At 67.6% G+C, this 11271-nt stretch carries 9 protein-coding genes and 4 pseudogenes; 3 read left to right on the top strand and 10 right to left on the bottom strand.

Annotated features, from left to right (window positions below; all coding sequences use genetic code 11):
• Positions 1-157: 157 nt before the first annotated feature.
• Positions 158-265: pseudogene (locus AC068A_RS36520) on the top strand (hypothetical protein); the annotation flags it as partial.
• A 67-nt stretch (positions 266-332) separates the two neighbouring features.
• Positions 333-506, top strand: a pseudogene (locus tag AC068A_RS36525) (IS110 family transposase); the annotation flags it as partial.
• 31 nt (positions 507-537) lie between these two features.
• On the opposite strand, the gene AC068A_RS36530 reads toward AC068A_RS36525, so the two are convergent.
• The 6 genes and pseudogenes from AC068A_RS36530 to AC068A_RS36555 form a co-directional block, all read right to left on the bottom strand.
• Positions 538-1344, bottom strand: coding sequence for a DUF4241 domain-containing protein (locus AC068A_RS36530; RefSeq protein WP_478590601.1), 807 nt, complete (start codon positions 1342-1344; stop codon positions 538-540).
• Positions 1345-1367: 23 nt separating this feature from the next.
• On the bottom strand, positions 1368-1625 hold the full coding sequence (locus AC068A_RS36535; protein WP_478590602.1) for a hypothetical protein: 258 nt from the start codon (positions 1623-1625) through the stop codon (positions 1368-1370).
• Between the two features lie 1142 nt (positions 1626-2767).
• Positions 2768-2920 carry a hypothetical protein gene (locus AC068A_RS36540; protein WP_478590603.1) on the bottom strand — a complete coding sequence of 51 codons (153 nt, stop codon included), beginning with the start codon at positions 2918-2920 and terminating at the stop codon, positions 2768-2770.
• A 95-nt stretch (positions 2921-3015) separates the two neighbouring features.
• A complete protein-coding gene (locus AC068A_RS36545) occupies positions 3016-3861 on the bottom strand; it encodes a hypothetical protein (RefSeq protein WP_478590604.1) in 846 nt (281 codons plus the stop codon).
• Positions 3862-4429: 568 nt separating this feature from the next.
• Positions 4430-4705, bottom strand: a pseudogene (gene modA, locus AC068A_RS36550) (molybdate ABC transporter substrate-binding protein); the annotation flags it as partial.
• Positions 4706-4724: 19 nt separating this feature from the next.
• A pseudogene (locus AC068A_RS36555) lies at positions 4725-5135 on the bottom strand (transposase); the annotation flags it as partial.
• Between the two features lie 84 nt (positions 5136-5219).
• Between AC068A_RS36555 and AC068A_RS36560 the strand changes: the two are divergent.
• Positions 5220-5624 carry a cofilin family protein gene (locus AC068A_RS36560; RefSeq protein WP_478590605.1) on the top strand — a complete coding sequence of 135 codons (405 nt, stop codon included), beginning with the start codon at positions 5220-5222 and terminating at the stop codon, positions 5622-5624.
• Between the two features lie 267 nt (positions 5625-5891).
• On the opposite strand, the gene AC068A_RS36565 is transcribed toward AC068A_RS36560, so the two are convergent.
• From AC068A_RS36565 to AC068A_RS36580, 4 genes are all read right to left on the bottom strand, one after another.
• Positions 5892-6341 (bottom strand): SRPBCC family protein, encoded by a 450-nt coding sequence (locus AC068A_RS36565; RefSeq protein ID WP_478590606.1) that lies wholly within the window; start codon positions 6339-6341, stop codon positions 5892-5894.
• Positions 6342-7288: 947 nt separating this feature from the next.
• Positions 7289-8263 carry a DUF1648 domain-containing protein gene (locus tag AC068A_RS36570; RefSeq protein ID WP_478590607.1) on the bottom strand — a complete coding sequence of 325 codons (975 nt, stop codon included), beginning with the start codon at positions 8261-8263 and terminating at the stop codon, positions 7289-7291.
• Positions 8260-8607, bottom strand: a complete 348-nt coding sequence (locus AC068A_RS36575; RefSeq protein ID WP_478590608.1) for a GntR family transcriptional regulator — start codon at positions 8605-8607, stop codon at positions 8260-8262. The genes AC068A_RS36570 and AC068A_RS36575 overlap by 4 nt, the downstream gene beginning before the upstream one ends.
• Before the next feature lie 623 nt (positions 8608-9230).
• Positions 9231-10913, bottom strand: coding sequence for a hypothetical protein (locus AC068A_RS36580; RefSeq protein WP_478590609.1), 1683 nt, complete (start codon positions 10911-10913; stop codon positions 9231-9233).
• Positions 10914-11271: the final 358 nt, after the last annotated feature.

Here is an 11271-nt window from a genome sequence, read left to right on the forward strand (position 1 = left end):
GGGGGGGGGAGAGAAGAAAGGGGACAAACCAAAAGCCCCCCCCCCCCCCCCCCCCCCCCCCCCCCCCGCCCACCCCCCCCCCCCCCCCCCCCCCCCCTCCGGGCCTGTTGCTCCCCGCCAGCTCATGACCCGGAGCGCCCCCGGCCCTAGCACGGACATGGCCGGGCAGGTGGCACTGGTCACCGGCGGCTCGGCCGGACTCGGCCGGGCCAGCGCGCTGGGCCTTGCGGCCGCCGGATGCACGACGGTGGTGGCCAACCGCCAACCACAAGCATGCCGGCAAGCGGCAGCCGAGATCACCGCCCAGACCGGCGGTGCCGCTCTACCGCAGCAAGAAGTCGGACCGCCTCGACGCCTTGGTGCTGGCCAACATCCTTCGCACCGACGCCGACGCCCACCGCCGGCTCCCCGACAGCGAGCTCGTCCAGGCCGTCGCCGTGCTCGCGCGAGCCCAGCAGGATGCCATCTGGGACCGAACCCAGGCAGGCAACAAGCTGACGGACCTCTCGGTGCGGCAACGGCTACTAAACGCCAAGCTCAGGCCAGGGGGGTCGTGGCCATTTGGCCTGGCACGATGATCGAGGCCACAGTGCCGGTCCGAGTACGCCCGATCCAGACCGGGGACCATCCTTCGGCAACGTCGAAGGCGATGAGGTCTGCCTTCAACTCCTCGTCCCTGCTCTTCTCGAACCAGCCGTCGCACAGGTCCTCGGTGTCCCGGTCGGGGCCAGGCGTTCCCCACGAGGCTGTTTCCCGTCGGAAGCGGTGGAACGGCGCTGTCAGCACTTCCCAAGCCTCGGCGTCGGCAATCGCTCCTGTGGCATCGCTGTCAGAGTGGAACCCGGCTGCCGCGACGTCCGCATCCCCAATGTCGTCATTCACCCCTACACCCGCCTCCCAGACGACCACCGGGTCGTCACTGACGCGCAAACGCGTGGCGGCACATTCCCGTCCGTCGAAGTGCTTGCCGCCATGCTCGTACGGCGACTCCGTCCAAGCCGCCTCGACGCGGTAGGTACCCGGGGAGATGCGGGCCACGATCTCGCGCCCTTGGTCCTCGGACCACGGAGAGTCGACTATCAACCGACCGCTGGGGACACGGATCGTGGTGACTTCCTCCACCTCGACGACCTCGACAGCGGTCAGCGGGTCGTCGGCACGCACCCCAAGACGCGTGCCGGGCACGAAGACCGACTCCAGAAACTCCGCAACCTCCGGCTCCGCCATCAGCCGTGCATTCCCCACCCACGCCATCGCGCACCCCTGCATCTCCATCAACAACCGGCGTGGCCGAACATACGTGGTGCCACTGACACCCGACCGGGAACCCTCGTCGACCGCCAAGTGAACCCTCGGTACGACAGCGGCTACTCAACCCCGACCAGGTCGACCAGGTCGCCGCCCGGGAGGGCCTTGCCGAGTTGCTGGACCGCGAGGCGCCGCTCGGCTCGGAGCAGGCCGCCGCAAGGCTCGGCGTACGCCGGGTCGACTTTGAGTGGATGCGCCGCCTGGGATGGATCGCACCCGTCTCCTGGGGACGCGTCCAGTTCGGCGCGAGCAAAGCCGGGGCCGTCGACGTCCCGCGCTTCTCCGCCGGCCACGTCGACGACCTGCCTGGGGCACACCTGAGGTCGACTGGGCGCATCTGCGTATGGTCGGCAAGGGCCGGCGCTCCCCGCTCGCCGGGTTCCGGACGCTCACTTGCAAGTTGTCGCCGAGGCCCATCCAGCAGCGAAGCCCCGCTGGTATTCCGCGCTGGGCCTGCCCGCCCCAATGTGCCTTCCGGGAACAGGGCAGTTGTCGGTGCGTTTGCTGCCCGCTGCCTGGCCCGCAGCAAAGCCCTTCTGGTATTCGGATTGTGCGGTGTCGCCGCACTTCGCCTTCCCGGACCACTCTTTGTACGCGAAATTGTAGGCCTTTGGGTACATGGCAGAAAAGCCGTCTGCGTATTCGTTTGGCCCCGGAGGCCTCAATCCAGGGTGAGGATTGGGTGGGTGGCACGCCGTTCCGTCACGTTTACCCGCAGCTGTGCCAGTGGTGTATCCGTTGCGCCACCCCCGGCAGAAGGTGGAGGGGTTCTCCTCCCAGGCGTTGCAAACGTTCGGCGCCGACGGGGCTTCTGCCCGCTGTGTGGACGCCGAGGCGTGCACCGTGAAACTTCCAGAAATCGCCAGGGATGCGAGGAGGGGTGTGCCCAACACCACCAAATATCGCCTGTAACGCATTGCATTCCCCTTCGGTCGCTCAGGCCGGTCGGGATCGCAGATGATCAGCCGGGCATAGGCTCGTCCGCGCAAATAGGGGCGCCTTTGGCCTGACTCGCTAAGGTGCCGAGACCGGAATGCCCAGCTTCAGTTTCTGTCTCGCGTTACCGCCGTGCAAGCCGACCCAGAGTTTCAAAGAATCACTGAATCTGTTCCAACATCAACACGGCCACGTCTAGCTATGGCGAGGTGCGTCTGAGGACTCATCATCATCGGGATCCCGCCCGGGACTTGGTGGTGCGTGGGCCGTGCGGTGCAGGTGCGGCGCACCGGGTGCAGGCGGCAGTGCCGCGCATCGTCGGATGGTGCGCACCCCGTGCGGTGCGGGACATCGTGGTGCGCCCGAGAGTGGAGTCCACCGTGGAACATGGTGCAGCAGCGTCGGCGGGTGTGCGAGCCTTCTTCTCCCAGACACCAACCGAGAAGACTCCGATGACCCGCGATGACGCTCTCAACAGCTCAGCCACATCGCGCGTGAGAGGGCATTCGATAGGCATGTCGGGTCAGACCGGCTCATCCAGGCAGGGCTGGACGCGCTGATTGCCGGGGTTGAGAGCCCCGCCCTCGCCATGCTCGCCGGCCTCCTCCGGAACGAAGAGCCCGAAGCGCCAGCGCTCTTCGACCAGGTATTGGAGGAATTGGGGCTGCTCTTCCACCCACCCGCTGGCCGTCGGGCCGCAAAGTGGCGCTGGCTTACTGGGTTGCCGGTCAGTTCGCCGACGGATCCTTGGATGCGCCTGCCGGGAAGCGTTCACGGTCTGGCACGCTGCTGGTCATCGCCATCGCCGCCGCCTACGCCACCTGATCGGCCACACCGTCGACGGTCGCAAAGGCTGCGCCGTTCAGCCCAGGCTGCGGCCGTGCTTCCGGCGCCGTGGCGAGTGAGGGGGCAGCGTGGGGACCGGAGTCCGCCCGGAAGCCCTTCGCACGTCGCCCGGGCGGACCACTTCGCATCGTTGGTCTCGCCGTTGGCCGCGGCCTTCTGGCCGTAGCTGTGCGCGGAGTCGTTGAACGTGGGGAAGCTGGCGATGGGCTTGAGGCTGCCGACGCTGGCGGGCGTGATGCGTGCGCCACCGCCGATCAGGCGGGTGTTGGCCGGGCAGGTCGCGGTGACGAGGGTCACGGTCCCACTGGTGGTGGGGCTGGCGGTCTTGTTCATGACCACCTGGGTGTGGTCGATCAGGTCGCTGGTGAAGCACATGGCGGACGGGGTGCTGGAGAAGGAGGCGTTGACCGCGCCGCCGCTGCCGCCGATGCCGAGCCAGTAGGTCACGTCGGTGCCGACGACGCCGGTCGAGCCGGTGTACTCGGTGCTGCCGTCGGGGCTGGGCGAGGTGCCGTTGACCTTGTTGCCGTTGGAGGAGGTGCCCGTACCGATGGCCTGGTCGATGCCGCCACCGGAGATCAGCCCGCTCTCGCAGTGGGCGGATGTCGATATCTCGGAGAACGCGGAGGCCGGGCCCGAGGTGGCGCCGGGCGTCTCCACGGTCACGGCCACCGTGTCGGCGTACGCGGTCCCAGGTGCCACGAGGACCAGGAGGGCACTGACGACCAGGGCTTTCTGCGCGCCGGCGCGCCGCAGACCTGCCAATCTCATGGGGGTCTCCCTCTTTCGGGGTGGTTCGTCATTCGCAGACGTACGCGAATACAGCGGATCGTGGTGAGTACGGCCGGCAGTCGTGCCCGTAGCTCGCTGTCCGTTGCCGGCGAGCCGCGTGTCGGCAGCCGGGCGTCGAGGGGCGCTTATGGAAACTGAGCGGGGCGCAGGGGTAACGCACAGGGGACACTCCGCCCGCCGGATGTCGTCGCCGCCCGAACAGCCCGCGTCTCGGGATGAGGACGACCGGTGGAGTCGCTGGTTCCGGGACATCGAAGCATGACCACAGCTCATTGCACATGCGGACTATAGCTAGCCAGGAAGTCCGCATCTACCGCTACTTCTCGTGAACTTCCTAGCAGATGCAGCTACCTCGCATTAGTCGGCTCCACCCGCGCCTAGACGGGGCTGCCGGGCCAGGTCCGGAGGCAAGAAGCCTCCTCGCAGGCACCAGTTGGGGGCCCCGCGCGGGGACACGCGAAGCCCGCGCGGCGGAGGAGACAACCGGACGGGCAAATAGGCCGATAGGGCCGCCCTACGGGGGCGGCCCTATCGGAGAGGCGTGGAGTTACGGCTTCTGGAAGCCGGCGTCCTGAAGGATCTTCTGTGCCTCCGGCGTGCTCAGCCAAGTCACGAACGCAGCCGCGGCCTCAGCGTTCTTGGACTGCTTGAGCGTGGCGGCCGGGTAGGAAACCACGGCGTTCTGCTCGTCCGGGATGTCGACTGCGACAACCTTGTCACCGGACTTGGCGGAGTCGGTCTTGTAGACGAGACCCGCGTCGGCTTCACCCAGCTCCACCTTGCTCAGCACGGCGCGCACGTTGGGCTCCTGCGAGACCGCTCTGTCCCGTAATCAGGAGTGATCAGCCAACTGCGGCGGGCGGCGGAGACGCGATGGATTCGTAGAAGGACACGCGGTTCTGGAGGCAGTGGTGGAGTTGTCCGAGCATGCGGTTGAACAGGTGCCCGGAGAGCTTGTGCGTGCCAGACTCCGGCCTCGCGTCGACGCCGGTAGTGCGCGTTGGCTCCAGGTGAGTGGCTGAGGTGGCGAAGGCCCACAGGTATCCGGCGTGGTTGAGCCGGCTGTTCTTCACGAACCGGCGGCCGACGTACCTGCGATTGCCCGAGGCGCGGGTGATGGGGGCCGCTCCCGCGTATGCCCAGGCCGCCAGCGGTGGCGAAGCGGGTGCGGTCCTCGCCGATCTCGGCCAGGACGCGGGCCCGACGCCGGGGAAGCTGAGCATGATCGGCGCGTCTGAGTGGGTGCGGAAGGCGCACGGCCCTGCACTGGGCCGCATCCTCATCGGGCCCCCCGCCGTTGGTACGTGCGTGACAAACACGATCGAGACGAGAGCCTTGTGAGCAGCCCGGTCCGCTTCTCGGAGGATTGTCTGGAGGCCCTGCGGCATGTGAGGGAGACGCGGGAGATCAACACCGTGATCATCCGCTGTGCGGACCCGTCGGCCGTCCTGGTGCAGGAGGTGGAAGCCAATCTGACCCACGAAGAGCTGATCCGGGCGCTGCCCGCGGACGAGGCGCGTCTGGTCGTCCACGAGCTGTCCTTCGCCACCCCGGACGGAGCGCGCAGAACCGAGCAGGTGATCATCCTTTGGACGCCCCCGGACGCCGGCGGGCAGGAGGCGGCCTGCACGGCCGGGTACGCCGCCTTGCAGGAACTCCTCCCCGAGGCCCGTACCCATGTCACAGCCGGGCGGACGGAACAGCTCACCTACCCGCGACTCGTCGCCCTGGCCCAGGCCTGACGACACCTCCGGTAGTCGGGGCCGCAGCCGAAGGCCCCTGGCCCGGTTCCGGGCGGCGGACGCTTCAGCGTGCCGGCGCAGCCCTGGCCGTGCCTCAGTCTTCCGCACCGCCCAGGCCCGGAGCCTCGCCGCCCTCTGCCGCTCGGCCCTGGCCATGAAGTCCGTCGGTTTGCTGCTCACACGCCCACGAACGACCCCGCCCTGTGCAGGGCACGTTCGCGGCCTGCGTCGGAGCGCCGATCATGCGAGCACGGCCGGTGATCAGGGTCAGACCCGGCCGCGCCATTCGCCGGTGGCGGTACCACGCTCTTCGATGAAGTGCTTGAACCGCTTCAGATCGCCCTTGACCTGCCGGTCGACGAAGCCGAGCTTGTCGCCGATGTTCTCCGCCATCCCCTCCGGGTCGAAGTCCATCATCAGCGTGACGTGCGTATGGGACGGGTCGAGCGGCTCGAAGGTCACCACACCCGACTGTTCGGCCCCCTCACCGATGGTCACCCAGGCAACCTTGCGGTCGGGTACCTGCTCGGTGATCTCCGCATCGAACTCCCGCTCCACACCCGCGATCTTCGTCACCCAGTGCGTGAGCGTGTCCGTGCGCTGCTCGATCCGCTCGATGCCGGACATGAACTCCGGGAACGATTCGAACTGCGTCCACTGGTCGTACACGGTACGGACAGGGACGTTGACATCGATCGATTCCTTGACCTGCGACACGAGAGTCTCCCTCGTTCAAAAGGCGGGAGCGCATCATTGCCGGTGCCGCGTTCACGGCCCGGGTCGGTGACGCGTAGGGCACCTCACCGATGCCCTCACCCCCGCGTCTGCCCCGGCAACTACACGAAGATTCCCCCGAACGAGCCTGACCCGACCCGCCAACGGGCCAACCGGCCAACCGGCCCGGCCGACCAGTGGAACACTCGTCCTTGCCCGCCGATCCCGGCCACCGGAGGTGGACCGCCAGGGCCTGTCGGCCAGGGGTCGAGGGCGGTGCTGCCAGCCGGGGCAGCCACAACATGTAACGACTGCAGCCTCTGCCGGACGGCGATCCCGCCGGGCCTGGTCGTATACGACCTGGCACGGACTTCTCCTACGCTCACCCGAACGACCCCGTGCAGGACAGCCCCCGCCCTTTGACCGCGTGCAGCACCGACCACCTCGCCGAACTCCAACAGCGCTACCATCAACGCCCATTCACCAACGAAGAGCTCTGGAATGCCGAAATCGACCCGGCGCTCAAACAACACCCACGGGGCCCGGCCACCCAGCGGCACGCCGAGATCACCGGTCTGGATCTGCCCCCAAATCGAAGCCGCCGCCACCTGGCGGCTCCACCAGCAACACGGCGGCCAGCCCACACCCCGACCCGGCCTGACCACACGCCGCCGGATCAGTAACTGTACGGACTCCAGCGGCCGAACCGGGCAAGCAGCGCGCGGGGCTCGTCGACGCTCAGGCCCAGGGCCGAGGCGATGTGCTCGGGTCCCGGTCCAGGGATTCGTGGGCCGCGGTGTAGCCGGCTCGGCTGCGTGTCGTGCCGGCCGAGGACGAGGAGCTGGGGGCAGGTGGGGGTGCCTCTGGCGGCGCCGATGACCGCTTCGGTTCGGTGCGAGAGCTGCGGCAGGCCGCTCCAGCGGCGAAGTCCCAAAGCCGCGAAGTCCAGCTCACGCGCCCGTTTGCTGCTTCGCGGAGAGGGCGTTGAGGAGTGCGGCGCCGCGCTCGGCGTCGTCGACACTCACGGCGAACTCGGGGCCCTTGCGGGGATGGATGACCAGGCACTCGCCGGACCGCAGCATGACGGTCGTTCCCAGCCCGCTGAGCCGGTAGCCCCAGCCGCCGACCTGCGCCGGCGTACGGTTCTCCGCGCGCGCCGCGACGATGTCACCGGCCGCCCAGCGGCGCGCCGGCCAGCCCAGGGGACCGAAGGCCACCTCCAGCCCGGCCTCCGTCACGCGCGCTTGCACCGAGGAGAAGGCGAGGACCCCGAGCGAGGCGACCGCGAACGGAGTGATCAGCGCCCACTGCACAGCGATCAGGCCGCCCGCGGCCGCCGTGGCGGTCGCGGCCACCAGCCCCGTGACCGCGGCGGTGAGGTGGAGCCAGGGGTTCGACGTGCGGGAGAGCCAGACCCGGTGCTCGCCCGCCGGGATGTCCATGACGTCACCCACAGCAAGCGGGCTCGGTGCAGTCGGCAGCGCTGCGCGCCGCCCGGCCAGCCAGCCGAGCACGCCCGCCGCCACCGCGACGACAGCCGTGACAGCCACTCCCGCGCCAACCGAAGCAGCATCCTTCCAGTCGGTCCGGTCCAGGTTGGCCCGCACGATCGACGCTTGGGCACCTGCCAGAAACACCCCGCCGGACAGCAGCGAAGCGCCCACCCAGGCTCCCGAGGGGGATCCCCCGCGCCGACCGGCGAAGGCGATGGAGAGCGCCAGAACCGCCCAGCACAGCGCGGGGAACAGTGCCGTCGCCCACAGGGGCATCGAGCCGTCCGGAAACCCGCTGCCCCAGTGCGTGGCGAGCCGGTCCGGCAGGCGTCCACTTGCCGCGGGGGGAAGCGCGGCCAGGACAGCCAGCACCCCGAGCCCCCATACAACCGCCCCCCACCGTGCGCCGTTCGTCTTTGTACGGTCGGTCACGAAAGCCCCCTGATCATTTCGATGAGCTCGTTCCTGCTGTATCCGAGGTGCGCCGCGTCGGCCACCAACCGCCTTGCTCTTTCGAGCAGTTGCGACCGCTGGTCGGCGGCCTCGGCAACAGTGACCCCGCGGCCGCGCCGGAACTCCAGCACGCCCTCGTCACGCAGGGCGCGCAGCCCGCGAAGAACCGTGTTCGCGTTCACTCCCAACGCCCGGGACAGGTCCCGAGCCGGAGGCAACCGGTCCCCTGGCCCACATTCCCCCTCGGCGATGGCGCGCCGAATCGCTCCCGCCACCTGTTCGTGAAGAGAGCGGCTGTCCGTGGTGTCCAGTCTCAGCAGCATGATGCCAATAAGAGTAGCACCATGCATGTTAAAATGGGTGCGCTGCGAATCTGAGACGCGGCGCGGTCGTTCACGCCGCGCGGGCGAGCTCAACTGCCCGGCGCTCGGCACCGGTGACCACGCCGAGGCGCCGTAGGTGCGCATCGCCCATGCACTTGTGACGACTGAGGTCGGGATCGATGACCAGGTCCACCGCCAGCCGCAAACGCCGAACTCACTGTCGGGTCGTGGGGCACTCGGAGCGGTCTTCGGGATCCAGCCCGCGGCCAAGGACGAGAAGTCCTCAGCACCGTACGCAGACCGACAAGTGGGCGGTCAACTACCAGCCCGCCCCGCCAGTTCTACGAGCGTGAGAGACCCCTGCGGATGCCAAGAAAGCACGTCGAGCGGATCGTCAGTGAGGACCAGGAGGAGCGGGAGCTCCGGCTGGGGGCCTGGATCGGCAACCAGCGCAGCTGGCCTCGACGCTGTCACCAAACCGGGTGAAGCGGCTGTTCGTGATCGGGATGCACTGGACATAGGCCGAAGGATGAGCAGCGAGGCCGGACAAGGTGAACCTGTCCGGCCTCGCCTTTACTGGTGATGACCCCGATCAGCTCGGGCCTTCGGTGCCCCGCCGCACCTCAGGCGCCGGGAGCCTCCTCTGGAGGGGTGTGATCTGCTGCTGCTTCGCCATCGCGGGAGTCAATGCCCGGTACCAGTCGGTCCGTGTCAGAAAGCTCTAGCGCTCGGTGAATGCCGTCGATCGGAGGGGAGTCGTTATCGGTGACGATGATCTGCAGGCGGTCGACGTGCTCGGTGGCGGTGCGCAGGAGGCTGGCGTACATCTTCCGCAGGCGTTCAAGGTCGACGCCTTCGTGGCCAACGTTGCTGCTGATGCCGTCGATAATCAGGAGATTGGGCAAGGGGATGTCGGGGTCGTTGAGTGCCACGTGTTGGTGCGCAAGGACGTGGGCGACGTTCACCAGCACCTCAACACCTTGCGATTGCAGGACAGCGAAGGGGCGGCCGTCTACGACAGCCATGTACGTCTTCTTGTTGATGTAGGAGCCTGGCTGATCGTCGAAGCGGGGTGCGTCGAAGCTGCGGAGGGCGGCTTCGAAGGCGTCATCGAGTTTCCGCAGGCGTTCACTGACTGCCTGGTTACTGTGGCGGGTGGCGTCAATTTTACTGTTGAGGACTTCTTGCTCGCGTTCCAGTTCCGCAACCCGTTCGGCCTGTCCTGCTAGCCGGTCGTGGAGGGCCAGGCCGTCGTCCAAGCGGGCGAGGTGCTCCTCGAGTCGGGCCTGCTGGGCAGCGACGCTTCGGATGCGGTCTGCCTGGTCGGTGATGTAGGTGGAAGTCGCTCGGTCCAGTTGAGCACCAAGGTCTGTCCGGTGCTGGGTCCTGGTAGCCAGGGCTGTCTGGAGCTGAGCAAGGCGGTTGGTGCTTCGGGCGATGAGTTCTTCGGTCTCTGTGACCTGCTCGATGACCCGGTCTTGTTCCGCGGCCAGGGAGGACGGCGCCGGAAGGTTGGGGTGGGCCTGGAGGCAGAGACGGCAGGTGTGCTCGTCTCCCCTGTCCGGTACACCGGCTCCGCAGCGGGGGCAGGTGTGGAACTCGAAGTCATTGAGGAGTCGCTCGGCAACCAGGGCGCGGGTGAGTCGGCGGCTCTGGGCAATGAGTTGTCCGTGGAGTTCACGGAGGTTGGTGACGGAGACGGCTTCGGACTCGGTCGCACCGGCAATCCGGGCAATCTCTGCTTCCGTCTCGGCGATCCGCTCGCGGAGCGCGGCGGTGGTCGGCCCGGTCAGGTTGATGTTGCCAGTAAGGCTGACGTCGGCTTGGCGAGCCTGGGTGAGCTCCCGCTCCGTCTCCTGTCGCTCGACTTCCAGCTGGGCACGGGAGGCGAAGGCGGTGCTCAGGAGGATCCGTTCCAGGGTGTTCGCATCTGCGGTGAGGGCTGCCAGTTCTGTGGTGACTTCACGCAGACGGTCGCGTAGGCCGGCTGCCTCGGGGTCGTACAGACCGTAGAGGATCTCGAAGACGTACTTCCGCTTGATGTCCTTGGAGTAGTTGTCCGGGGTTCCGAAGACGGAGGAGTCGATCTCCTTCTGCCTAAGGACGCAGTACATGAAGTAGTCGCTGATGGTGACGGGAACCAGGGGGCTCCTGTCGTCGTTGGGGGCGCGCGGCACGCGGAGTCGGGGCAGCTTCAGTACATCGCGCCACCAGTCACGGAACGTCTCGTCGTACCCGGCTTGGAGCTGGCTGGTGGGCAGCCGCCAGACTTCCCGGCGGCCTTCGATTTCAGCGATCTCCACCATGGCATTCGAGGTAGTGACCAGGGGGCGGACGATGCGGAATCGGCGATCTCCGACCAGCACGGTGCCGGCGATCGTTCGTCCTCGAAGTCAGGTGTCCGGCCACAAGGACATCACAGGGTGGTTCGTGAGTCTTTGAGTGGTTCTGTTGTTACCTGATGCCGTGAGTGGGGGCGGAATCTGCTGGTCCGCAGCCGGTGATCTGTTGGTGTGGCGGGGTGAGTGAACGCAAGCTGTACCGGAGCGACTTAAGTGGGCGTTAAGTCCGATCTTCCTCGGTTCGTGATCGCTCGATCGTGGTACTGATCGCGGTCCGGACCGCCTCGTGGGCATGTCCATGTTGAGATGCGGGGCGTGAAGA

It is taken from the genome of Streptomyces sp. NPDC043854 (assembly GCF_056436005.1).